General features: G+C 41.1%; 21 protein-coding genes and 3 tRNA genes. 11 read left to right on the top strand and 13 right to left on the bottom strand.

Features of this window, described 5'->3' with window-relative positions:
* Nucleotides 1–24 precede the first annotated feature (24 nt).
* Nucleotides 25–101: transfer RNA gene (locus tag QAI40_RS10555), tRNA-Pro, on the bottom strand.
* Nucleotides 102–497: 396 nt separating this feature from the next.
* Between QAI40_RS10555 and tig the strand changes: the two genes are divergently transcribed.
* From tig to lon, 4 genes are read left to right on the top strand one after another with little or no spacing between them, the layout of a single operon-like run.
* The gene (tig, locus tag QAI40_RS10560; RefSeq protein WP_299981624.1) at nucleotides 498–1,853 is read left to right on the top strand and encodes a trigger factor; all 1,356 of its coding nucleotides are present in this window, start codon (nucleotides 498–500) and stop codon (nucleotides 1,851–1,853) included.
* 60 nt (nucleotides 1,854–1,913) lie between these two features.
* On the top strand, nucleotides 1,914–2,534 hold the full coding sequence (gene clpP / locus QAI40_RS10565) for an ATP-dependent Clp endopeptidase proteolytic subunit ClpP (RefSeq protein ID WP_299981626.1): 621 nt from the start codon (nucleotides 1,914–1,916) through the stop codon (nucleotides 2,532–2,534).
* A gap of 8 nt (nucleotides 2,535–2,542) precedes the next feature.
* A complete protein-coding gene (gene clpX, locus QAI40_RS10570) occupies nucleotides 2,543–3,802 on the top strand; it encodes an ATP-dependent Clp protease ATP-binding subunit ClpX (protein WP_299981628.1) in 1,260 nt (419 codons plus the stop codon).
* Nucleotides 3,803–3,826: 24 nt separating this feature from the next.
* Complete coding sequence (gene lon / locus QAI40_RS10575; protein ID WP_299981630.1) at nucleotides 3,827–6,175, top strand: endopeptidase La; 2,349 nt, start codon at nucleotides 3,827–3,829, stop codon at nucleotides 6,173–6,175.
* A gap of 21 nt (nucleotides 6,176–6,196) precedes the next feature.
* Here the strand turns inward: lon and rho are convergent, their stop codons facing one another.
* Nucleotides 6,197–7,333 carry a transcription termination factor Rho gene (gene rho, locus QAI40_RS10580; RefSeq protein ID WP_331520634.1) on the bottom strand — a complete coding sequence of 379 codons (1,137 nt, stop codon included), beginning with the start codon at nucleotides 7,331–7,333 and terminating at the stop codon, nucleotides 6,197–6,199.
* 203 nt (nucleotides 7,334–7,536) lie between these two features.
* Between rho and QAI40_RS10585 the strand changes: the two genes are divergently transcribed.
* Together QAI40_RS10585 and QAI40_RS10590 are read left to right on the top strand one after the other, a co-directional pair.
* Nucleotides 7,537–7,612, top strand: a tRNA-Val gene (locus tag QAI40_RS10585).
* Nucleotides 7,613–7,628: 16 nt separating this feature from the next.
* Nucleotides 7,629–7,706: transfer RNA gene (locus tag QAI40_RS10590), tRNA-Asp, on the top strand.
* A gap of 66 nt (nucleotides 7,707–7,772) precedes the next feature.
* Here QAI40_RS10590 and leuB read toward each other — a convergent pair.
* Entirely contained in the window at nucleotides 7,773–8,861 is a 1,089-nt protein-coding gene (leuB, locus tag QAI40_RS10595) for a 3-isopropylmalate dehydrogenase (protein WP_299981632.1), read from the bottom strand.
* A 123-nt stretch (nucleotides 8,862–8,984) separates the two neighbouring features.
* Here leuB and QAI40_RS10600 point away from each other — a divergent pair, with 123 nt between their 5' ends.
* Nucleotides 8,985–9,506 (top strand): cob(I)yrinic acid a,c-diamide adenosyltransferase, encoded by a 522-nt coding sequence (locus QAI40_RS10600; protein ID WP_299981634.1) that lies wholly within the window; start codon nucleotides 8,985–8,987, stop codon nucleotides 9,504–9,506.
* Between the two features lie 45 nt (nucleotides 9,507–9,551).
* Here the strand turns inward: QAI40_RS10600 and QAI40_RS10605 are convergent, their stop codons facing one another.
* The 6 genes from QAI40_RS10605 to aprB form a co-directional block, all read right to left on the bottom strand.
* On the bottom strand, nucleotides 9,552–9,752 hold the full coding sequence (locus QAI40_RS10605) for a cold-shock protein (protein WP_291348561.1): 201 nt from the start codon (nucleotides 9,750–9,752) through the stop codon (nucleotides 9,552–9,554).
* 196 nt (nucleotides 9,753–9,948) lie between these two features.
* Nucleotides 9,949–11,133, bottom strand: coding sequence for a quinone-interacting membrane-bound oxidoreductase complex subunit QmoC (gene qmoC / locus QAI40_RS10610; protein ID WP_299981638.1), 1,185 nt, complete (start codon nucleotides 11,131–11,133; stop codon nucleotides 9,949–9,951).
* A gap of 39 nt (nucleotides 11,134–11,172) precedes the next feature.
* Nucleotides 11,173–13,509 (bottom strand): FAD-dependent oxidoreductase, encoded by a 2,337-nt coding sequence (locus QAI40_RS10615; RefSeq protein ID WP_299981640.1) that lies wholly within the window; start codon nucleotides 13,507–13,509, stop codon nucleotides 11,173–11,175.
* 2 nt (nucleotides 13,510–13,511) lie between these two features.
* Nucleotides 13,512–14,789 (bottom strand): CoB--CoM heterodisulfide reductase iron-sulfur subunit A family protein, encoded by a 1,278-nt coding sequence (locus QAI40_RS10620; protein ID WP_299981642.1) that lies wholly within the window; start codon nucleotides 14,787–14,789, stop codon nucleotides 13,512–13,514.
* A 278-nt stretch (nucleotides 14,790–15,067) separates the two neighbouring features.
* The gene (gene aprA / locus QAI40_RS10625; protein ID WP_299981644.1) at nucleotides 15,068–17,041 is read right to left on the bottom strand and encodes an adenylyl-sulfate reductase subunit alpha; all 1,974 of its coding nucleotides are present in this window, start codon (nucleotides 17,039–17,041) and stop codon (nucleotides 15,068–15,070) included.
* 52 nt (nucleotides 17,042–17,093) lie between these two features.
* A complete protein-coding gene (aprB, locus tag QAI40_RS10630; RefSeq protein WP_299981646.1) occupies nucleotides 17,094–17,531 on the bottom strand; it encodes an adenylyl-sulfate reductase subunit beta in 438 nt (145 codons plus the stop codon).
* Nucleotides 17,532–17,931: 400 nt separating this feature from the next.
* Between aprB and QAI40_RS10635 the strand changes: the two genes are divergently transcribed.
* Together QAI40_RS10635 and QAI40_RS10640 are read left to right on the top strand one after the other, a co-directional pair.
* Nucleotides 17,932–18,675, top strand: a complete 744-nt coding sequence (locus tag QAI40_RS10635) for a YkgJ family cysteine cluster protein (protein WP_299981648.1) — start codon at nucleotides 17,932–17,934, stop codon at nucleotides 18,673–18,675.
* A 5-nt stretch (nucleotides 18,676–18,680) separates the two neighbouring features.
* The gene (locus tag QAI40_RS10640) at nucleotides 18,681–19,499 is read left to right on the top strand and encodes an SDR family NAD(P)-dependent oxidoreductase (RefSeq protein WP_299981650.1); all 819 of its coding nucleotides are present in this window, start codon (nucleotides 18,681–18,683) and stop codon (nucleotides 19,497–19,499) included.
* Nucleotide 19,500: 1 nt separating this feature from the next.
* Here QAI40_RS10640 and QAI40_RS10645 read toward each other — a convergent pair whose 3' ends face one another.
* The 4 genes from QAI40_RS10645 to QAI40_RS10660 form a co-directional block, all read right to left on the bottom strand.
* Nucleotides 19,501–20,691: an HD domain-containing phosphohydrolase gene (locus QAI40_RS10645; RefSeq protein ID WP_304511624.1), complete on the bottom strand. Its 1,191-nt coding sequence runs from the start codon at nucleotides 20,689–20,691 to the stop codon at nucleotides 19,501–19,503.
* A gap of 21 nt (nucleotides 20,692–20,712) precedes the next feature.
* Entirely contained in the window at nucleotides 20,713–21,780 is a 1,068-nt protein-coding gene (locus QAI40_RS10650; protein ID WP_299981654.1) for a DUF294 nucleotidyltransferase-like domain-containing protein, read from the bottom strand.
* A gap of 190 nt (nucleotides 21,781–21,970) precedes the next feature.
* On the bottom strand, nucleotides 21,971–22,528 hold the full coding sequence (locus QAI40_RS10655) for a hypothetical protein (protein WP_299981656.1): 558 nt from the start codon (nucleotides 22,526–22,528) through the stop codon (nucleotides 21,971–21,973).
* 10 nt (nucleotides 22,529–22,538) lie between these two features.
* Nucleotides 22,539–23,642 carry a deoxyguanosinetriphosphate triphosphohydrolase gene (locus QAI40_RS10660; RefSeq protein WP_299981658.1) on the bottom strand — a complete coding sequence of 368 codons (1,104 nt, stop codon included), beginning with the start codon at nucleotides 23,640–23,642 and terminating at the stop codon, nucleotides 22,539–22,541.
* Nucleotides 23,643–23,787: 145 nt separating this feature from the next.
* On the opposite strand from QAI40_RS10660, the gene QAI40_RS10665 reads away from it, so the two are divergent.
* Together QAI40_RS10665 and infC are read left to right on the top strand one after the other, a co-directional pair.
* On the top strand, nucleotides 23,788–24,315 hold the full coding sequence (locus QAI40_RS10665; RefSeq protein WP_299981660.1) for a nucleoside deaminase: 528 nt from the start codon (nucleotides 23,788–23,790) through the stop codon (nucleotides 24,313–24,315).
* A gap of 94 nt (nucleotides 24,316–24,409) precedes the next feature.
* The coding region (gene infC / locus QAI40_RS10670) for a translation initiation factor IF-3 (RefSeq protein ID WP_299981662.1) at nucleotides 24,410–24,904 on the top strand (495 nt) is incomplete at its 3' end.

Below are 24,904 nucleotides of genomic sequence, written 5' to 3' on the forward strand. Positions count from 1 at the left end.
GAAGGTTTGGGGAATTGTATTTACTGGTCGGGGCGAGAGGATTCGAACCTCCGGCATCTTGCTCCCAAAGCAAGCGCGCTACCAGGCTGCGCTACGCCCCGATTATAGCAATTAACACAATCATATCAACTATCATTTTCAGATAATAAAGGCAAGGAATTTTGCAAGTCCGTTCTCTATCCCCTGTACCCGGGGTCAATCGCTGATTACGATATTGTGTTGCGTGGTTTTACTTGTTGTGTTGCGTGGTTTTACTTGTTGTGTTGCCGAATTTTGTGCTTGGAGTGCCGGTAATGCTGTGATGATAACAAATGGTAAAATGTTTTGTTTGGCCAATTTTCTTGACACCGCTATATATAAGAGTTATTTTAAAAAACTTTGTGGAAAGGTACTTAAATATGCGATATATGTTTTATATATTACATATTTTTTTAATTATTTGAAGTAGTGTTTGTGGCAGTTTAATTTTAATAGAATGAATACAGGACATTTAAGATATGCAGGTAAAAATTGAAGATAAGAGCAGTGTGAAAAAAGTACTCTCTTTTGAAATCTCTAAGGAAGACGTTACCAAAGAACTGAATATTGCATACAAAGAGCTGAAAAAGAAGGCTGATGTGAAGGGATTTAGAAAGGGTAAAATCCCCCGCAAGGTATTGGAAAACAGATTTTCAAAAGATGTTCATGAAGATGTTGCACCGCGTTTGATCCAGGAAGCATTTATTGAAGTCATTAAGGAACATGATCTGAATGTTGTCGGTGGTCCCCAAATGGATCCGCCTGAGTTAGATCCTGAAAATGCATATGTTTTTGATATCACCGTGGAAATAAAACCCGAGCTTGATGACATTGAATTCGAAGGGATTGCTCTGAAACAAACAAAGTATGAAGTCTCCGATGGTGAGATAGAAAGCCAAATGCATATGATTCAGAAAACCATGGCCAGAAAAGAGACTGTAAAAGAAGAACGTCCTGTAGAAGAAAGTGATTTTGTTCTGATAGATCATGAGGGTTTTTTAAATGGTGAACCTTTTGATAAGACACCTAAAATTGAAAATTACGTCATGGGAATCGGAAAAGAGGTTATGCCTAAAGAATTTTCAGAAAAACTGACAGGTGCAATTCCGGTACAGGATCTTGAAATAGAAGTGCCATATGCCGATGATTATCATGATGAAAGTCTGAAAGGAAAAAATATTGTTTATAAGGTGACATTAAAGGAAATACAAGAAGAAATTCTGCCTGAACTCAATGATGACCTTGTAAAAGACCTGGGAAAATTTGAAACCCTGGATGATGTCAGGACCTCTATCCGTGAAAACCTTGAAAAAGGATATGCACAAAGAATAAAACATGAACTTTCCGAACAGGTATTCCAGAATCTTTTGGAAAAATATGAATTTGAAGTGCCGCAAGCAATGGTTGAAGGAGAGCTCAATGGCATTACAATGGAAGCAGAACAAGCCTATTCAGCAAATAATACTACGCTTGAAGAAGCAGGGTTGAGTAAGGATATTTTAAGAACCCAGTATCGTGATGTGGCAGAAAAGCAAGCTAGAAGGCATTTGATCCTGGATAAAATCATTACCCAGGAGAAGCTTGAGCTTAACGATGAAGAACTGGAAAAAAGCTTTGGGGAGATGGCAATCGGAATGAATGCGCCTGTTGATTCAATAAAAAATTATTTCAACATGGATCCGAAGCAGTTGGAATATTATAAGCATACACAGCTTGAAAAAAAAGCCATTGACCTTATAGTACAGAAAGGAAGTGTTACCGAAGTTGAACCGGATGCTGTTGAAGATGATGCAGAAATTAAAGAAGACAATGCATCAAAAGAAGAAAAAGAGTAATTATTTAACATGCAATCAGCATTAATAAAATGAAAACAAAATAATTAAAGGAGTTGAATCGTGCCTCTAATTCCAATGGTTGTTGAACAAACCAACAGAGGGGAGCGTGCTTACGATATTTATTCCCGTCTTTTAAAAGATAGAATAATCTTTATTGGATCTGCTGTTGATAATGAGATTGCCAATCTTATTGTTGCCCAGCTCTTATTTTTGGAGTCAGAAGATCCTGAAAAGGATATCAGTTTCTATATCAATTCACCTGGAGGTGTGGTAACCGCAGGACTGGCCATCTATGATACCATACAATACATAAAACCAGATGTGGCAACAGTATGTATTGGACAGGCTGCCAGCATGGGGGCACTCTTACTGGCTGCCGGTGCAAAAGGGAAAAGAGTTGCTTTGCCAAATTCCAGGATAATGATTCATCAGCCACTTGGAGGTGCTCAGGGACAGGCCACTGACATTAAAATTCAGGCCAATGAAATTTTAAGGATGAAAGATGCCTTAAATGAAATTTTATCCACGCACACCGGTCAGGACATAAAAAAAATATCAGAAGATACGGACAGAGATTTTTTCATGTCAGCAATGCAAGCTTTGGAATATGGTATTATAGACAAGGTTGTTGCTGACAGAAGCGAGATAGAAGAAGACAGCAACGATTCTTCAAAGGAGTAGCGTAAATTATGGCTGGCAAAGATGAAGGCAATGATCAGTTTTTTTGTTCTTTTTGCGGTAAAAATCAAAAAGAAGTTACAAAACTGATTGCAGGTCCAAGTGTTTATATTTGTAATGAATGTATCAAATTGTGTAGTGAGATTGTTGAGGATGAAGAAAAAGAAAAACAAGTCGAGAAAGACGGGTTAAAGGATTTTTTAACACCCAGGCAAATAAAAGCATTGCTTGATGCGTATGTCATTGAACAGGATCGAGCTAAAAAAGTTCTTTCTGTGGCGGTTTACAATCATTATAAACGTCTGACTTCAACCATGGAAAAGAAAAATGATGACGTAGAAATTCAAAAGAGTAATATCCTTATCATCGGCCCCACCGGATGCGGGAAGACGCTTCTGGCTCAGACCCTTGCCAGATTTTTAGATGTTCCTTTTGCCATTGCAGATGCAACGGCTTTAACCGAAGCCGGTTACGTCGGGGAAGATGTTGAAAACATAGTGCTTTCCCTTGTCCAGAATGCAGACTATGATGTTGAGAAAGCCCAGAAGGGCATCATATATATTGATGAGATCGACAAAATATCCCAGCGCGGTGACAATCCATCCATTACCCGGGATGTTTCCGGAGAAGGCGTTCAACAGGCGCTTTTAAAAATTATAGAGGGTACGGTTGCCAGTATTCCTCCCAAGGGTGGGAGAAAACACCCCCAACAGGATTATGTAAAGGTTGATACGTCTAATATTCTTTTTATCTGCGGGGGTACATTTACCGGACTTGAAAAGGTGATCGAAAGAAGAATTACCAAGAAAACCATGGGATTCGGCGCCAAGATTGTCGGTAAAAAGGATAAAAACATTGGAGAGCTTCTTGAACAGCTCAAACCCGAGGATCTGATAAGATTTGGCCTTATACCGGAGTTTTTAGGCCGTCTGCCCATTATTACCTCTATTGGCGAACTGAATAAGAAATCATTGGTTAAAATTTTAACCGAACCCAAGAATGCGCTTGTCAAACAATACCAGGAGTTATTGAATATTGAAGGAGTGGAACTTCAGTTCACGGATGAAGCCCTTGAAGCCATGGCAAAAGAAGCTGTACAAAGAAAGTCAGGCGCAAGGGGACTTCGTGCCATTATGGAAGAAACCATGCTGGATATCATGTATGAAATTCCTTCAAAAGAGAACATTAGAGAGTGTGTGATTGGCGAAGAAGTAGTATTAAAGAATGAAGATCCGATACTGCTTTATGAGCAGCCTAAAAAGCAGGCCTGAAAATAAAGAGAGTTCTAAAATTTAATGATCAAAATTCCTAAGTTCTTTCATCAGGATGGTTCACAGAGTTCAGCAAAACAGCTTCCACTTGTGCCTTTAAGGGATATGGTGTTGTTTCCATCCATTACTACGTCTGTCTTTGTCGGAAGGGATAAATCCATTAAGGCTTTGTCTGAAGCCATGGTAGCAGATAAGAAGATTTTTCTGACCACTCAAAAAGACCCTGAAGTTTTAAAACCCACTATTAACGATATTTTTCAGGTGGGTACAGAGGCAAAGATCACCCAGCTTCTCAGATTGCCTGATGGAACAGTTAAGGCATTGGTTGAAGGGTGTGAAAGAGGAAAAATTGTTAAATTGGTTGATGAGCATGGTTACCTTTGTGTTGATTATATTCCGGTCCATGAAGAACCCCTGTCTGAAAAGGCAAGGGAAGCTGCCATCAGAACAGTCACCGAGGCGTTTGAACATTATGGCAAACTTTCCGGTGCGGTAGCAAAGAGCTTTTTTAAAAATCTTGATGCCCTCGCTGCTCATGAGTCCAGATATGCCGATACCATCACCACCCAGATGCCATTTAAACTGGCTGATAAGCAAAAATTGCTTGAATGTGGAAATATAGAAGACAGATTTTTTTTATTGTTAAAATTGATTCAAAAGGAAACCGAAGTCTTTACCATGTCCCAGAAAATAAAGGGAAGAGTAAAGGAACAAATGGAAACGCTTCAGAAGAAGCACTATTTGAATGAGCAGATGCGCGCCATTAAAAAAGAAATGGGAGAAGATGGCGGTGCAGCAGAATTCCAGGATCTTGAAAATCGGATAAAGAAAAAAAGAATGTCCAAAGAAGCGGCTTCCGTTGTAAGAAGAGAACTTGCAAAGCTGAAGATGATGCCTTCCATGTCATCGGAAGCCACTGTGGTCAGAAACTATATTGACTGGCTGATTTCTTTGCCATGGTTTAGGAAGAACCGCTCAAGGAATAATCTTAAAAAGGCTGAACAAATATTAGAACAGGATCATTATGGGCTTGAAAAACCCAAAGAAAGGATTCTTGAGTATTTGGCCGTACAAATTCTTGTCAAAAAAATTAAAGGACCGATTCTCTGTTTGGTGGGACCACCGGGTGTCGGGAAAACGTCCTTGGCAAGATCGGTGGCTTCTGCTACGGGAAGAGCCTTTGCCAGAGTTTCTCTTGGCGGTGTCAGGGACGAAGCGGAGATCAGAGGTCATAGAAGAACCTATGTGGGGGCCATGCCGGGCAAGATTATTCAAACCTTGAAAAAAATAGGATATAATAATCCTGTTTTTTGCCTGGATGAAATTGATAAAATGACGGCTGATTTCAGGGGTGATCCATCATCTGCTTTACTTGAGGCATTGGATCCGGAGCAGAATAAAAATTTTAATGATCATTATCTTGAAGTGGATTATGATCTGTCCCAAGTCCTTTTTATCACTACAGCCAATACCTTGTATGATATCCCGGCACCATTGAGAGACAGAATGGAAATCATTCGGATACCGGGCTATACAGAGTATGAAAAACTCAAGATTGCCACAGGGTATTTGATACCAAAACAATTGAAAGAAAATGGTCTTTCAAAGATTGATGCGATTTTCTCAAAGAATGCCATCCATGCCATTATAAAACAATACACAAAAGAGGCGGGGGTAAGGAATCTGGAACGGGAGATCTCTTCTGTATTAAGAAAAATAGTTAAGGAGATCGTTCAAACCAATAATAGAAAACTGCATAAAATTTCAACAACCATGGTTTTAAAATACCTTGGGCAACCCCGTTTCAGAAATAGTGTCCTGGAAAAAGATGACAGGACGGGGATTGTCACTGGTCTCGCATGGACCCAGGCCGGGGGAGAACTTCTCACGATAGAGGTTGTAACCATGCCGGGCAAAGGAAATGTGGTTGTAACCGGAAAGCTTGGTGACGTCATGAAAGAGTCTTCCCAGGCAGCTGTCAGTTATGTCAGGTCCCGCAGCAAAGAATTAAATATTAAAGAAAATTTTTATAAAAATATTGATATTCATATTCATGTTCCGGAAGGGGCAATTCCAAAAGATGGTCCTTCGGCGGGCATATCCATGTGTACAGCTGTTGTTTCCGTCTTGACCGGAAAACCGGTTTCAAGAAAGCTTGCCATGACAGGCGAAATTACATTGCGCGGCAGGGTGCTGCCTGTCGGCGGATTAAAGGAAAAACTCTTGGCTGCCCATGCCAATGGTATTAAAAAAGTGATTGTTTCTACTGAGAACAGAAAAGATATTAAAGAAATTCCTAAATCCATTCAAAAGCAAATGGAAATCATTTATGCTGAGGATATGTCCCAGGTGCTTGAAAATGCTCTGGGGTGATTGATGCGTTATGATATGAGTTTATTCAAGATATGATATAAATTGCATCATAGCATCTTTTTCGTCCTTTGTGGCGATGGCTCTTCGAATTTCAACCATTTCTTTATGTTCATCCTTATCCATTAACAGGTCTTCCTTTCGTGTGCCGGATTTGTTGATGTTAATGGCCGGCCAGATCCGGTTTTCTGCACAGTCTTGGGAAAGAAACAGATCCATGTTTCCTGTTCCCTTGAATTCCTGATAGATAATGTCATCCATGCGACTGCCTGTATTAACAAGGATGGTGGCAACAATGGTTAAGGAACCGCCATTTTCAAGTTTTCTGGCAGCACCGAAAATTTTTCTGGGAAACTCCATGGCATTGGCACCGAGACCTCCGGTCAGGGTTTTGCCGTGGCTGTCTGTGTTTGCGTTAAAGGCTCTTGTCATTCGGGTTAAAGAATCAATGAATACAACTGAATTCTGGCCGATTTCAGCACACCGGATAGCAGTATGCATGGCAAGGCGGGTCATTCTCATATGCTGGCCAATCTGCTGGTCTGCTGAAGAATATAGGACATGAGCGTCTTTCAGGCCCCTTTGAAAATCCGTAACCTCTTCCGGCCTTTCGTCAACCAGGAGAATAAAAACTTTTGCATCCGGGTGATTCATTACCACTGAGTTTGCCATATGGCGCAATATGGTTGTTTTACCGGATTTGGGCGGTGCAATAATCAGTCCTCTCTGGCCCATGCCAAGGGGTGTGATCATATCCAGAGCTTTGCCTGTGCTATCATCTTCATTTTGAGTAAGATAGTAGCGTTCAAAAGGGTTAATGCTGGTCTGGTCCTGCAATAGAGGCGTGTTGATAAATTCATCAAGCGGGAGCTTGTTTATCGTCTCAACTCTGATTAAGGCAAGATTTGGATTGCTTGGACCTTTTTGTTCCCCAAAACCTTCAATAAAACCGCCCTCTTTTAAATTTAATTTTCTTATCAGACTATTTGGGACATATGTGTTTTCAGGTCTGGGCTGGAAGTTTTCTTCTATATTTCTCAAAAATCCAAACCCTTTATCCATAATTTCAAGATATCCTTGTACAGGTTCCATTATCAGACTCCTTGGCTGAAATTTATGACGAATAAAAGAAAGAATAAGTGATTGATCGTCATTGATAATTTAAAAAGCTATGATTCAAATTTTTTTGGTGAAAAATCGAATGGGCGCTTAATCATAATTAATTTATAGCATTTTTAATATGAGCTTGCAAGCAAGGCCACAGCAAATAATTTTGACCCATAAAGAATAGCAATAATAATCTTTTTATGGTAGTTTCTTCTTGACACAATTTTCTATTATTGATATAAGTCCTTTTGTTTTTCGGGCGATTAACTCAGTTGGGAGAGTGCAACCCTTACAAGGTTGAAGTCGCAGGTTCAAGCCCTGCATCGCCCACCAGAAAAGTAAGATTGCTGGGGGTGTAGTTCAGTTTGGTTAGAACGCTTGCCTGTCACGCAAGAGGTCGCGAGTTCGAGTCTCGTCACTCCCGCCACAATATAAAAAAGGGGATTTTAGTGAAAGCTAAAATCCCCTTTTTTATATTTTAGAATAGATACGGCTATTTCTTCATTTCTTCAAGTTCTTTTACAATAGCATCTCCCATGGTTTCTGTATCCACAGCTTCATTTTTTTCATCAGTCAGATCAGCTGTGAAAATATTTTTTTCAAGAACTATTGAAATGGCTTTTTCAATAGCGTTGGCAGCGTCTGAGAATCCAAAGGTGTGTTTAAGCATCATTGCACCGGACAGAATCTGGGCAATGGGATTGGCAATGCCTTTTCCTGCAATATCCGGTGCAGATCCACCTGCAGGTTCATAAAGACCAAAATTTTTTTCGTTCAGGCTGGCAGAAGCCAAAAGACCCATGGAGCCGGTTATCATGGCACATTCATCAGAAATAATATCCCCAAACATATTTCCACAAAGAAGCACATCGAATTGATGCGGGTTTCTGACAAGCTGCATGGTGGCATTGTCAACATATATGTGGTTTAAGGTGACATCGGGGAACTCTTTTGCAATCTGTGTGACCGTCTCCCTCCAGAGGACCATGGAAAACAGAACATTGGCCTTATCGACGGATGTCACGAGATGGTTTCTTTTCCGGGCTGCCTCAAAGGCCATCCGTGCAATTCGTTCAATTTCAAATCGTGTATATACCATTGTATCATAGGCTTTTTCCTCAAGGCCTTTTCCTTCTCTACCCTTTGGTTCTCCAAAATAGATGCCGCCTGTCAGCTCTCTTACACAGAGAATATCAAAGCCGTTTTTAACGATTTCGGGTTTTAAAGGTGAGGCAGATGCCAAGGTAGGGAAGACCTTTGCGGGTCTGAGATTACAATATAAGCCAAAATGTTTTCTTAAAGGCAATAAAGCCCCTCGTTCAGGCTGCTCCTCCGGCACAAGGTGCTCCCATTCAGGGCCGCCGACTGAGCCAAATAAAATTGCATCACTTTGTTCACATAAGGTTAAAGTCGAATCTGGCAACGCTTTGCCGTGGTTGTCAATGGCAACACCCCCAATGTCTGCAAATTCATATTCAAGGTCAAATTCATAAAGGGTTGCAGTCTTTTTAAGAATTTTAACCGCCTGTTCCATCACCTCGGGTCCGATTCCATCACCTGGGAGTACAGCAATCTTGTTCAAATTTGTCGATCTCCTAATTTTTTAGTTACACTTATGAAAAATTTATATTATATTAATTTTTATAATATGCAATAGTTCGTTTAGTTTTTATAAAATAAGTTTAATAATACTGGATTATAATTTATGAAAAAAGGATATATCCACATATACACCGGAGACGGGAAAGGTAAAACAACTGCTGCTCTTGGCCTTGCATTACGCGCATCCGGCCATGGTTTTTCAGTATATATCGGTCAATTCATGAAAGGACAGCATTATGGAGAACTGTCAAGTTTAGACTTAATTCCCAATATCACCATCAAACAATTTGGCGATCCGGGATGTTTCAGGAAAGAAGATGTTACCCCCAAACATATTGATCAGGCTCATAAGGGTCTTGAAGAATTCGGAGTAATTATGCAAAAGGGTCTTTATGATATAGTGGTCATGGATGAAATTTGTGTTGCCATATGGTTTGGCCTGATTTCAGACTCACAGGTGATCGATTTGATGCAATCAAAGCCGGAAAATATTGAACTTATATTAACCGGTCGGAAAGCAACGCAGAATTTAATAAATCACGCAGATCTGGTAACTGAGATGAAGGAAATAAAACACTATTATAAATCACTGGGAATATTGGCAAGAAAGGGGTTTGAGAATTAAAAAACCAAGGCAGGAATCAATCACTGCCTTGGTGGTGGGGTATGTTTAAACTTTTATAACTTTTCTGGCTGAGAGTCCTTTGTCGTTCTCTTCTACTTCAAATTGTACGCGTTCTCCTTCTGAAAGTGTTTTGAAACCTGACATTTCAATGGCTGAAAAATGGACAAACACATCGTCGCCGGTTTCTTGCTCAATAAAACCAAAGCCTTTTTTTGAATTAAACCATTTGATTGTTCCTTCCACCAAAATTTTCCTCCTTGACTTGGTATTAAGACAAAATACTTATGAAAAATTTGCTCTGGAAAACACCTTCAAGCAGAGCGGCCCTTATATATTTTGGGTGATCGTAATAATGGCTTATTACTTCATTTTAAAAAATGCAAGGAAAAAAAGGGGAGATGATAAAAAAATCATCTCCCCCTCTTTGTTTAAATTGTTTTAGCTATTTTCTATTGCTGTACTCTGCATAAGTCATTGCTGTAAGCCTGTAGACAAGATGGGCCATTTTTGAAAACGGCAGAAATGCAAACAGGTTGAAAATGGCAATCAGATGCAGGTAGTAAAAGAAATAGGAAATATATTCCAGGTGCGCCAAACGGGTCATTTCAGTCAGCATACCCGTAAGACCCAAAGCAAAAACAACACCAAGAATGAACCAGTCTTTGTAATACGTAAGTTGTTCTTCTTTCTTATCCAGCCTGTTTTTAATCATCAGTCCACTGCCGATAACCAGAGCAACACCTGAAATATTGGCCAGCCATTTTACAGGATTAAGCTGTGAATAAGGACCTGGGGTCTGGAAAACGTACAATACAATAAAGAAAATTGCAGTTACGATAAAAAGCCCGATAAATGAGAACAGAACCATCATGTGAGGGGTTGCTCTATCCTTATTGGATTCACACTCATTGAATTTATCATGTCTGAGAATGGTCGGGATAACCCTGATAAGTGCCTGAAAAAATTCTTTGTAATTCAGAGTGGTCTTATCTGTTTTTCCTTCAAGAACGGCATTTTCATGGATATCATTCAAAAAGTTTTTAAGGCTGAGGAAAAAGATGATGGCCACTGCCGTTGCAGTAGGCACAAAAGTCAGATCCACGAACCAGGTCGAGAAAAAATCTGCCTGGGCAATCACATGTTCACCCTCGTGTTGTGCCCAGTCAAAGAACGGGATAAATTCAAATATTTTGGTCATGGTTTCACCTGCGGTCATGGTAATAAACGCCAGGATAGCAAACCAGATGGCGGGTATTCCAAGAAGGAAAGGCAGTTTTTTAGGATCAGTGACCGCATTTGCCAAGGCTTTGGGTCTGGCATATTCGGTAATGGCTACAGATCTGATGGCAGAAAGGACATCGCCAGGGGCAGCGCCTCTCGGGCAAAGATCCGAACAGTCGCCGCATTCATGGCACAGCCAAATATCGCCACTACAGATCAGCTTGTCTTTAAGACCCCAGGAAGCAGCAATCATTTCTTTTCTTGGGAAAGGACTGTCTTCAGGAGCAATAGGGCATGCAACCGAACAAGTGGCACATTGGTAGCACTTTTTCAGTGTTTCGCCACCAAGACCTCTTACTTGAGCTATAAAGTCAAGATCAGGTTGAGCAAGATATTTTTCAGTCATACTTATATACCTCCTAAACTATTTTTTAAATAGTTTTGATTAGAATCCTTTGAATGGGTTCGGACCAAGGTCTTCAACTTCTTCAACAAAGGCATTTATTATTCCAGGAAGTTTGTCATATTCATCAATGGCAACTTCTGCAAAGGCCACACGTTCTTCTTCAAGCGCAAGACTTGAAAGAGCGTCACCGATTTTCTTCACACGGATTTCGGCAAGTTCTGAACCTTTCATAAAGTGACACTGGTAATCATCACCATGTTTACAGCCAATGAGAATAACACCGTCCATACCCTGGGCAAGCGCATCTTTGATCCAGATAACATTAAATGAGCCAAGGCATCTTATCGGGATAAACCTGACATTCGGAGAGTAATCTATTCTGTTCATGCCCACCATGTCAAGGGCCGGAAAGGCATCATTTTCGCAGATCAGGGCAAGGAATCTAAATGGTGGCTCATCATAATCATCTTCTGACGGAACGCCAACCGCTTTAACCTGGGAACCAATAGAATCAATCGTGTAGTCAGCAAAAGAGATGATTCTTTCAGGGCAGGCACCCATGCAGGTTCCGCATCTTCGGCATCTTGTCGGATTTGCGGTTGGAGTACCTTTTTCATCATCATCAAGGGCACCAAAGGGACATTCAACCGTACAGCGTTTACATTGCGTACATCTCTGGAAGAAGAAGTCCGGATAAGTCATGTCTCCTGATCTTGGATGAACAGACATCCCGCGGTTAGCACTTTCGATACACTGGATGGCTTTTAAAGCAGCCCCTGTTGCATCTTCCATGGATTCTTCAATGGTCATGGCACGTCTTACGGCACCGGCAGCATAAATACCGGTTCTTTGGGTTTCATAGGGGAAGCAGATATAGTTTGAGTCTGCATACTGTCCAAAAATATCATTATCTCTGAATCCCGGACCCTGTCTGTAAGCAAGATTGATAACAGGATCATCAGCAGTGACTGGAACCATACCGCCGGCAACAACAACCATGTCGGCTTTAATGGCAAGATTTTCACCTAAGAGTGTGTTAGTGGCAGTGACCGCAAGTCCATTCCCCTGCTGGGCAACCTGGGTAACAGCACCCTTGGTCATGAAAACACCGTCTTCCTGCTGCATGCTTTTGTAAAAATATTCCTGAAGGCCAGGGGTTTTCATATGCTGGTAAATGATATACGCCTTACCGTCAGAATAATCTTCTCTGACGTATCTGGCCTGTTTCAAGGCTACCTGGCTGGTAACAGAGCCGCAGTATTCAAAATCGGCATCGTCTTCATCCTTGCCCGGGGACTGTATGAATACAACATCTTTGGCTTCTTTGCCATCAGAAGGTCGAATGATTTTGCCTTTGGCTGCAATTTTTTCAAACTCGTCATTGGTCACAACATCGGAAAGACCAATACCAAGGTGCGCATATTCTTCACCTTCTATTTTAGCAGGTCGCCATCCGGCTGCAAGAATTACAGCACCATAAAGCTCTCCGTCAGGGTCGAGCTGAAGGATATCTTCTCTGCCTTCATTGTATTCAAGGTATTTGGCATGGGCATCTTCTACATTCAATTCTTTTCCGTTTTCATCCACCAGCATTTCCTCGGGCAGCGGAAAGGGAACATCAAAGGGGATTTTTTCACCCGGTTTTTTGAATGTTACGGTAAATTCACCGGGCTGGCCAGCAATACGGGCAACCTCGGTGGCAGTTTTGACATCAATATTTGAAAAGCTTTCAACTTCAGCAATCAAGTCATTTACAACCGGTGCCCTTAATTCTTCAAAAGGCTCTGCAACCGGCATCTGGCTTCTCATGTTGGCAGCATAACCACCCAGTTTGTCCTGTTTTTCAACAATGGTGACTTCAAATCCTACTTTAGCTGCATCAAGGGCTGCTGACATACCGGTTACACCTCCACCCAGAACCAGAATTTTTTTTGAAAACGATTCAGTCTTATAGGGTTCGGGCAGGTTAACTTTTTGAATTCTGATCATCCCCATCTTGATATAATCTTCAGCTTTCATCTGAATGGGATCAAAATGTTCTTCATCATCCTTCTGATCTTCTTCAAGCTTTGGGTATGTTTCTCTTGAATGCGGCCAGACAACGCCTTCTCTCAGGTTAACTCTTTCAATGATACAACCGTTAAAATTAAAAACATCAAAGTTAACACGTCTTGAGCAGGCACAGATGGCCATGGCGTTCACTTTTTCATCATCAACATCTTTCTGAATTAATTCTACACCTTCCTTGGAGCACAGAAACGGGTGGGTGGTACAATTAATGCCCTCTTCATCAGGAACATCCACCAGATCTTCCATATCGAGGGTATCACCGATTCCACAGCCTGTGCAGATATATACTCCGTATTTTTTATCCATGATTATCCTCTCCTTACAAGGGTCTGAATGGCTTTAAGTGCCATGCCTGTAGCATTCTGGTTAGATGTTACAACATCAGCAGGCTTATTGGCGCAACCGGCTGCAAACATGCCGCCTTTTTTAAAGTCGTTTACAATGAAACCGTCAGCATTGTAGTTCAGATCCGCATTGGGTTTGTCAATGGCGCAAGTCGGCTGCATACCGGTGGCAAGTACGAGCATGTCCACGGTCTGTCTGACTTTTTCACCTGTGATAGTGTCTTCGGCAACAAGGTTGATATTTCCGGAACCCGGCTCTTCTGAGACTTCGGCAACTTTGCCTTTAACAAAGAAGATGTTTTCATCTTTTTTGAGGTTTGCATAGAAGTTCTCATATTTTCTACCCGGTGTTCTAAGATCAATATAATAGATGTATATTTTTGCATCCGGATATTGTGATCGAAGATATGTCGCATGTTTCAAGGATGCCATGCAGCAGATATAAGAGCAGTAAGGCAGGTGATTTTCATCTCTGGAACCTGCGCACTGTGCAAATGCTATGGTTTCAGGCGCTTTGTCATCAGACGGACGGACAATTTTACCTTCACTCGGACCATTTAGGGATGCCATTCTTTCAAGCATCATGTTGGTCACGATATTCTGGTATCTGCCAAATCCAAGATTATCAATTTTTGTGGCATCATAGGGAGTCCATCCGGTATTCCAGACAACAGCACCCACTTTAAGATCGATTGTTTTTTCTTCCATGTCAAAATCAATGGCATCATATTTACAGGCCTCTTTGACTTTGTCACGGTCATCTGTACTCATGGCGGGATCCATAACGTACCTCATGGGGAAGGCCATGTTATGCGGAAGATAAGCGGCTTTTTTGCGGTCCATGCCAAAGTTGAAATCATTAGAAATTTCAGTGTCACAAACTTTTGTGCAGTCGCCGCATGCCGTACAATTTTCATTTACATATCGAGGCGATGTTTTTACCGTGACAGTATAGTCTCCGGCAGTCCCCGTTACATTCTGTACTTCCGACATGGTGAATACTTTAATGTTTTTGTTGTCCTTGAGTCTTCTGTAGTTAATCTCGAGTCCGCAAGTAGGCGGGCAAAGTTTGGGGAAGTAGTGTTTTAACTGGGATACTCTTCCGCCAAGGGATGCTTCCTTTTCCACAAGGAAGACCTCATACCCCACTTCGGCAGCTTCCAGGGCAGTTGTAAGGCCACTGATTCCACCGCCAACCACCATTAAGCTGGAACTTTTCGGGGCTGAATTATCTGTTGTCATGCTGTCCCTCCGTGCATTTGAGTTGTATTATTTTGGGTTAATTTGTTATTTTTTTATGCCAAATCTTAAGCGCTTTCACTTTAAGATTTAAAAAGCTTTATGGCATCCTCTCTCCTGTTTTGTAATTGCAAAAATAAAATTTAAGTTTTGTCACTTACAAAATAGGAGATGGAAAGAAGACCCAAGCCTCCATAATCTTAAAAAACCCCCAGGCACTAGCGAACCAGCACCTGGAGGTCAGTATTTCTAAGAACGTACTTTAAGATCTATTATCAGCACTAGTCGGCAATGATCTTAATATAAGGTACTTTTTTCAAACTCCACTCTTTTGTCTCTTTGTTATAAGTTGAGTTTGTAAAACAGAACCATTCATCATCATTTTGACCCATGAAGTCACTTCTGTAATAGAAACCAGGATATCTTGATTCTTCACGGAACTGGATATGACGGGTATGAGCCTCAACTGTGTAGAGACGATGGTTAATTTCCCATGCTCTCATGAGCTCATGCAGATCACCAGCAGCAATTTTATCAAGATCTTCACGGAACATTTCAAACAGATCCATGAGGACTTCAAGAGATGCACCGGAAGTCATGTAGTAAGTGGCTGTTCCACCACCATACTCATTGGTCATCTTCATGAGACGCAGTGCCATGCCGGCAGGTTTGCAATAGTTGGGGTTAATGGTTTCATCTGTAGTATATTCACAGTGGTCCAGATAATTTCTGACTGGTTTGTAGACAAGGTCAACCAACTCTTCGTCAGTCTCTTTGAAACTTACCGCTTCAGGGTTATCTCTGATATATTTGACCATCTCTTTTGCACAGATACGACCTTCAGCATGGGAGCCGGAGGAGAATTTATGACCGGAACAGCCAACGCCGTCACCAGAGGTAAACAGACCTTTGACAGTAGTCATACGATTGTAGACTTTGTCTCCAACACCCCATTTGTACTCAGCAGGAACCCAGTCTTCGTCAGGACCCGAACACCAGATGCCGCAGCAGCCAGAGTGAGAACCAAGAAGATAGGGTTCAGTTGGCATGACTTCTGAATCTTTTTTCTCAGGTTCAGTGTTTGTTGCACACCACAGTCCTGCCTGGCCAACAGACATGTCAAGGAAATCTTCCCATGCTTCTGACTCAAGATGTTTCATCTCTTTTTTGCTCATTGTTGCAGCCAGTTTGGCAAGAGCATCAGTAGTTTTCATGATGATTGGACCACGGCCTTCTTTGTACTCTTTCATCATGAGATGGTTTCTAAGGCATGTAGGAGTTACAGCAGCAGTTCCATAGGGAGCATATTTTTCAAGCTCTGCTTTTGCTTCATCAGAAGCAGCAAAGTTTTCACCAAGACCATTAACTGTCATAGCTTTAAAAAGAAGGAACCACGCACCAACAGGTCCGTAACCATCTTTAAAACGAGCCGGGGTGAAACGGTTTTCCATCATGGAGAGTTCAGCACCTGCTCTGACAGCCATTGTATAGGTGGAGCCTGCATTCCATACTGGATACCATGCACGACCTTTACCCTCACCAACTGAACGTGGCTGGTAAACATTAACTGCGCCACCACAGGCAACCATCATTGTTTTTGCCTTGATGATATAAACTATGTTTTCACGTACGGAAAAACCAACTGCGCCGGCTATTTTTGTGGGATCATTTTCATCGTTGAGAAGTTCAACAATAAAGCATCTTTCAATGATGTTGTCTTCGCCGAGAGCAAGTTTACCTGCTTCTGCAACAATTCTTTTGTAAGATTCACCATTGATCATAATCTGCCATTTACCAGTTCTAACTGGAGTGGCTCCGCCTTTAAGCGTTCCCAGTTTTACACCTTTTTTGCCGTCAACGTTTTTTCCGTCATCACTCTTTTTCCACATGGGGAGTCCCCACTCTTCAAAAAGATGGACAGAGTCATCAACATGACGTCCAAGGTCAAAAATCAAGTCTTCACGTACAATACCCATAAGGTCATTTCTAACCATACGTACATAATCTTCAGGCGAGTTGTCGCCAATATAAGTGTTAATCGCTGAAAGACCCTGGGCTACTGCGCCTGATCTTTCAAGGGCTGCTTTGTCACAAAGAAGAATTTTTGTGTCGTCACTTGCCCATTTTTTTACTTCAAATGCTGTCCCGCAGGCAGCCATACCGCCACCAACGATGAGAATATCAACGTCTCTTTTCTCAACCTTTGGATCTCTTACAGCTTTAAGTTCTCCAATAGGTTTATTAGGTAATCCCATTATATATCTCCTAAATTATTTAAGTATCAAAATTAAATGGTTGACAATAAAGTTATGCAAGCTCTTTTGGAGCTACAAGTTCATAACCATCTGCTTCCTGGGTGGAGAGCAGTCCACTGTCAAGATCTTTACCTTTAAGGTCAAGATATGCATTAGCCTCGCCTTCAGGGGTTGTTCTGATGGGGAACTTGAAGCGTTTGATAAGACCGTTTCTAAACTTACATGTCCACATAATATCCTCAGTACCTATCATAGGAACAGTAGAGCCTCCCATGGGTACAAAGTCAGAATAACCTCTGACTTCAATGGCCTGAGTAGGACAGATCTTTACGCATGAAAAGCATTCCCAGCACTGATCTGGTTCCTGGTTGTATGCTTTCATTTCATTTGGTTCAAGAACCATCAGGTCATTGGGACAGATGTACATACATGCTGTCTTGTCCCCACCTTTGCAGCCGTCACATTTTTCTGAAATTACAAAAGATGGCATTTAAAATACCTCCATAAATTAAGTTAATCAAATTGCACAATACCGTTGTGCTACTATTTTTTATTTCAACAAAACAGACCGTAACCGTTCGGCCTGGTAATTCTTAAGTCAGCTTGAACATCAAAAAAATTAAAGCCCAATATCAATCCAAGCTCTACATAAATGTTATCGGAATAGCACTCTCTAACTCTTTTTGTCAAGAATTTTTCAAAAAAGATTGGCCTTGTTTTTCAATTGTTTTCGGTATCTTGCAAAATAACAATATGTATAAAATATTAATAAGATAAGATACAATATATAGTGCATGCCTCAGAGAAAAAAGAGACTGGAAATCTAAAAAAATTACTGATAATCTATTAGGAAGCAAAAATTAGTATCCGAATAGACAAAAGGAAAACAAATGACAGAAGATATGATATCGGTCAGGCTTGAAAATTTGATGAATTTTAACTGCAATTGTGAAAATGAATGCTTTAATGACTGTTGCCGTGACCTGAATCAGGCACTGACACCCTACGATGTTTTGCGATTGAAAAATAATCTTGGGATATCCTCACCCGATTTTTTAAGGACCTATACCTCTCTGCATTATGGGCCTGGGTCCGGTTTGCCTGTAATCGAATTTAAACCCAACCCGGATACGGGATATGAATGCCCCTTTGTCACACCTGAAGGATGTTCTGTCTATGAGGACAGGCCCGCCTCCTGCCGGATGTATCCTCTGGCCAGGGCCATTGCCCGGTCAAGGGAAACAGGGGAGATTACCCAATACTTTGCCTTGATTGAGGAGCCTCATTGCAAAGGATTCGGCAAGGAGACCCGGCAGACAATAAAAGAATGGCTTAAAGGCCAGGATGTGGGTAAATACAATGAAGAGAATGACAAGCTCATGGAATTGATCAGCCTTAAAAACCAGATTCTGCCCGGCAAGCTCGAAGGGGCTCAGTCTGATAAATTTTACCTGGCCTTATATGATCTGGATGAGTTCCGGGCACAGATTGTTGAAAAAGATCTCTTAAATGAATTCAGTCTTCCGGAAGACCTCTTAACGAAAATCAAAACAGATGATGAAGTATTGTTGAACCTTGGCATTGACTGGGTAAAATTTATGCTGTTCGGCATAAAGATGACATTTGGAGAATAAATTCTATGCAGATCAAAGGAAAAGTAGCCTTGGTTCTGGGGGCAGTTAAAGGTATTGGGAAAGGAATCGGCCTTGCTCTGGCCAATGAAGGCGCAAAACTTGTCTTAACCCGTCATGACTGGAAAGATGCTTTTGATAGTATGGAAAAAGATTTTTCAGCATCTAAAGCCGAGCACCTGATCATTACAGCAAATTTACGCAATCTTAAAGATATTGAAATGCTTGCTTTACGCATTGAAGAAAAATATGGCTGTCTGGATATCCTGATTAACAATATTGAACGTGGCGGATGGCCCACGGTTCACGGTGAATATGTTGAAGATCAATGGGATCTTGAAATTGAAACCACTCTTAAAGCTAAACGATGGGTGTTCACCTCTGTCTTTCCCCTGCTGAAAAAAGCCGAGGAGGCTGCGGTTATCAATATATCTTCCATTGCAGGTATCGTTGGCCGATCAGGCCCTGCCGCACTCGTCTTTAATGATGGATATGCCGCTGCCAATCGGGGCATTTCAAGTCTCACGGAAACCTGGGCCCGCATGGGTGCTCCCCATATCAGGGTTAATGAAATTATGCTGGGTGTTTTTGATAGCCGGCATGCCAAAGATACACGGGGATGGAATCAAGCCCTCACAGAAGATGAAAAACAGTCTTTGATTGATCACACCCTGTTGAATCGGACAGGAACCATAGAGGATGTGGTTAAAGCCTGTCTGTATATTGTTAAAGATGCTTCCTACATGACTGGAAGTGTTTTAAGGCTTGACGGAGGCTATGTGCTTGCCGGGGGAAAAACACCCTCCATGCCCGAGGGAATCGTTTAGATCAGAAATTTGCAGGGAAGCCATTGGAAAATTTTTTTTCAAACAGGTTTTGATCAGCCAGATTAGCCATATCTTTTTTTAAAAGGGCCAGGCTTGATTCCATTGTGCCCTTTATATCCAATACATCCGGGTTTTCCCGGATGACTTCAAAAAATGCCTGAACAATTTTTGGATCAAATCGGATACCAACTCCTTCCTGTAGAGCTTGTATGGCAAAAGAAAGGCCTTTTTTGGGGATTTGGGGTCTGCCGCTTATCATGGTTTCAAAGGCATCACACACGGTAATTATCCTTGCCCCCAAAGGGATGTCATCCCCTTTTTTTCCATCAGGATATCCTGTGCCGTCATAAAGTTCATGGTGGTGTCTTACAAGGGGTTCAATTTCGTTGAAAAATGTTAAAGGGCTTAATATTTTTGCCCCTAATACCGGATGCTGCCGGATGGCAGAAAGTTCATTTGGCGACAATTGCCCTAAGTGTTCCAGAACAGTATCTTCCATGCCAATTTTTCCTATGTCATGAAGGATACCGGCGTGATAGATATTTTTTACCTCATGTTCATCCAGTTCCATTTTTCTGGCGATCAGTTCAGATAAGGTTGCCACACGTTGTGAATGGCCATGGGTGATCCGGTCCTTTGCTTCGATGGCAAGGGCAAACCCTTCAACAATCTGCCGATAGACCCCCATCATTTTTTCATCATATCCAATGGCTTTTTGAAGTGCCAGAGCTCCCTGTTCACCAAGGGCGGAGACCAGTTCAAATTCACGTGAATTCAGGGGTTTATATTCTGAAAAATAGACAGCCAGAATGCCGGAATATGGTTTCAGGATATCAAAGAAAAGGCCTGTCACCGATCCGACCCTCCTTTTCCCCAGACGTTCAAGATCAGGAATCCTTGTGTCATTTCTGGCATCCTTTATAAATACACGGGGCTTGCTCATATCAAAAATGGTTAACAGTGTCTGGTAATCGGTTTCAGACAGGCTTCTGTAATCAAAACCATGGGAGATTTTTGTCGCAATAATTTTTTTCTGATGGTTTAATATCCAATAAATACACCCCTTGGCCGCCATGATATCCGTTATATTTTCAACAATGCATTTTAAAATATCTGTAACTTCACGACCGGAATGGATTTTTTTACTTATTTTTGCAAATAATTTAAAAAAAGAATGATAGGAATCGTCCATGATTTTTTTACACCTTTTTGGTTAGTTAAAAAAATTCATCCATACTACATTGTATAATTTATTGATTCTTTTTTGCAGCACCTTTACTGCTTCCAGTGCATGCGACAATTCTTTTTTTTGAGAGTTCGTTAACCGGGACAGATCAATACAATTGTCAGGAAGTGGTGCTCCTTTTTTTTCAAGAAAGTGATGGGTTATTTTCATTTTCATTAACAGGGTAAACGCAGATTTATATGTGTTGTATTCTGTAGAAGAAATCACCTGTTTTTCTTTTAACCGTGTCATCCTTTCAAGGGTTGAGGGCTCTTTAATCCAGTTATTCACAGCCAGTATCCGAATACCGTTTATCAAATGTGCCAGGCCCGATGTTTTTAAGTTAAAGCATTCTTTACATGATCCGCTTCGATGAGTCCTTATCCTGCCGAATAGAGTTTTCGGGGATTTAAATAATTTGTCATCCCTTGTAAGATAATGACTGACACTTATTGTTTGACCAAACAATTCAAAAACACGGGAATGAACCTTTTCAGCCAAAGACAGGTCTCCGTATATAGCCTTGAAATCAAGCAGAATGGTGAGCTTTCGAACATCTGCAGGCTCTGATGATCCCACCCATTCATCCAGGGCGGACATCCAATTGTAAATGGATCTTCGCCAGACAGGGTTTACAGCCATAACATTACCGATACATTTTTTGAATCCAAACGCCTCAAGATCTTCAACCACGATGGCTGACAATTGTTTAAAAAAAAGATCCGTCTCTATTTTGTTGCCGGTTACAGGATTTGCATAAATGATAGCATTATCCTGATCGGTCCTGACCACCTGCTCCTGCCTGGCTTCGCTTCCCATATTTATCCAGCAAAATGGTATGTTTTGCGGTTGACCCCATTTTTCTACTAAGGTTTTTTCTGCGGATCGAATAATCTGACAGGTGGTTGTTTTATTCAGAAAAGAGATGATTTCAAGGACATACTCAAGATTATCCAGTCTGTTTAATAGTGAAATTGTAAATTGATCAACCAGCTTGCCAAGTTCGTCCAGTTTTAGCTTGAAGTCCGGGGATTTGATGGATTCTATGGTCTGCAAAAAAATATTAAAAAGATCCTGATGTAGTTTCAAGGCTTTATATGAAGCTTTTATTTCAATTTTTTCCTGAAAAATGATGAATCTCCTCGAATTTTTTCAAAGGGTGGCAATACCCGCAGAAAATTTGCCCGTGTATCTTTAGATCATTATTAAAAGCGGTATAGCAGACAAAATGGCAAATGTAAAAATATTATTGGGAAAGCAGCATTTGAGCAACGGTCTCTTTTATTTTCCCGGTTTTGTTTAAGACGACTTGGCGAAACGTCATTTCTATTTGGGCCATTTGTTGATAAAAAGGAGTTCTGTCAAATTCGATGTATGTTTTGTCATTAAATAATCCAGCTTCACAACCAGTTCCTTTGACAGGTTTGAAACCGGGCTTGCTCAGCTCATGGGGTAGCCCGTGAAGTCTGCAAACCATTGGCCTGTATGGGTATAGAAGGCATCGACCGTCTTCATTAACGGGGCAGTAAATTTTCAGACTTTTTATCTCAGGGCTTTGAGGGAAGGTTTTTTCACAATAGTTTTTTGCCTTGACTAAAATTTTTTCTTTTTTGTCTTGATCAAGCACATTAAAGCCATGGAGCAAATAGGCTTTTTCAATATAAGTATGGTGGAAAAACAAGGATTTACAGCAATTGTCGTCACACCCGTTGCATTTGAAATGATAGCCTGTGGCAACTTTGCTCCAGGTGTTATCCATAGCGTCATAAAGGTCTGCAAGAGGTTCAAGGGTTTTATACGTCATGGTTATTTAATCAGACCATGGGCTTGGGAAAGAAAATTTTGGAATAAAGACCCAGGGCATACCGGTCTGTCATGCTGGCGATCAAATCACAAACAGACCGTTTAATAACGGTTTTTGAAGGATCCCATGGGGCCATTTCCATTTTTATAAGTTCTATTTGCAGAGCGTCAGGATCATTTAACAGGTAATTATAAAGACCTATGATCACCTTTTTTGCTTTTAAAAATTCATCATGAACGGCTGGTGAACGATAAACTTTATCATATAAAAATTTTCTTAATATGATCATGGCATGGAATGTATCCTGGCCCATATCAAGGACAAATTTACCATTCTTGGGGCCACTGTTATACACTAATTGCGCAATCATGATGCTGGCTCTCTGGGAGTGTGTTTTTCCCAGTTTTTTTATACAGATATCCGGAACATCTGCTGAAGAGATAACCTTGCCTCTTAAGGCATCGTCAAGGTCATGGTTTAAGTAGGCAATAATATCCGCCACTCTGACAATTCTTCCTTCGACTGTGATGGCTGTTTCACCGGGGGTTGCCGGAATGATATTGCCAAATCCCTTGGAGTGTTTGAGAATACCGTCCCGGACTTCCCAGGTCAGGTTAAGGCCTTCTCCTGAGTTTTCAAGGCAATCCACCACTCTTAAACTTTGGTAAGCGTGAGAAAAATGGGGTGAGTGAACCTCAATCAGGGCGGTTTCACCACCATGGCCAAATGGCGGGTGACCCAGATCATGACCCAGTGCAATGGCCTCGGCAAGATCTTCGTTAAGACGCATGGCTCTTGCAATATTCCTTGAAACTTGTGCCACTTCAAGTGTGTGGGTGAGCCGGGTCCGATAGTGGTCTCCCAAAGGGGAGAGGAAAACCTGTGTTTTGTATTTCAACCGTCTAAAGGAGTTTGAATAGACGATGCTGTCCCTGTCAAGCTGGAAAGGCGTTCTGATATTGCAGATATTTTCTTCTTTCTTACGCCTTTTGGCATTGGCACTTAAGATACCATATTCGGAAAGAAAGCTTTTTTCTCTTATTTGGAATTCTTCCCGGATACAAAGATTTTTATCCAAAGCATTTTTTTTTGTATATTTTTTTTTTGCGTCCATAAATTTTAGACTTGAATAATTTTTGAAATTTAATATTATACAATTATTTATTAAAAAAAGCAAGATAAATGCAACCCAGGTTTGTATTTGTGCATATGAAACAGGCTTTGTAAAGGGTTATTTCATTTAGGAGAGATGATTTAAATTGGAGTATAAATATTACATGGGACTGGCATTGGAACAAGCCAAAAAAGCATTTGACAGGGGTGAGTTCCCGGTGGGGTGTGTAATTGTGCAGGATGAAAAAATAATTGCAAGTGGTGCAAGGCAGGGAACAACTCAAGATAAACCGTTTTTCAGTGAAATCGAGCATGCCGAGATAAGGGCTTTAAAATATCTTGAAACTATTGATGCGCAATTTGATCCTGTAAAATCAGTTCTTTTTTGTACCATGGAGCCCTGCCTGATGTGTTTTGGTGCCATCATCCTGTCGGGCATAAAAAAAATAGTATATGCCTATGAAGACCCCATGGGGGGAGGGACAACATGTGATTTAAAAAAACTACCTTTTTTGTATCAAAAATGTGGGATTGATATTGTCCCTGGGGTGTTGCGCCAAAAAAGTCTCGATCTTTTTTATAATTTTTTTAAGAAAGAAGACAACTTATATTGGAAAAACAGTTATTTGGAAACATATACTCTCGGTCAGAAAAAACAGCGAGCTTCAAAATAAATAATACTTGCATTTTTTTAGTCAAGCCATTACAATTGCAGGGTTATACTTATTCTATCAAAGATAAAAATTAGGATCGTGTGGTACAGGAGGTGTGAAAATAGCTAAACGAGGAAGACAGGATCGGACAAGCGTGAATAAGGGGATCAGGGCCAGCCAGGTGAGAGTTGTTGGCTCTGATGGTGAGCAGATAGGGGTTATGCCTATTGAAGAGGCATTGAAGATTGCAGGTGAAGAAGATCTTGATTTGGTTGAGGTTTCACCGGATGCAAAGCCGTCGGTCTGCAAGATAATGGATTTCGGAAAATATAAATATGAGCTGACCAAACAAAAGCAGGGGGCTAAAAGAAGACAGAAAGGGTTTCAGATTAAGGAAATAAAGGTACGGCCTAAAACAGGTGACCATGACCTTGAAACCAAGGTCAGGCATATTGCGAAGTTTATTGAAAAAAGAGACAAGGTTAAGGTTACGCTGGTTTTCAGGGGAAGGGAATTCAAGCTCAAAGAGCAGGCCAACGCGGTTTTGGAGAAAATTGTTGCCATGACTGAAGAGATTGCGCAGGTCGAGCAGTCCCCCAAGTTTGAAGGC

Source organism: Desulfobacula sp. (assembly GCF_030611305.1).
GTDB lineage: Bacteria > Desulfobacterota > Desulfobacteria > Desulfobacterales > Desulfobacteraceae > Desulfobacula.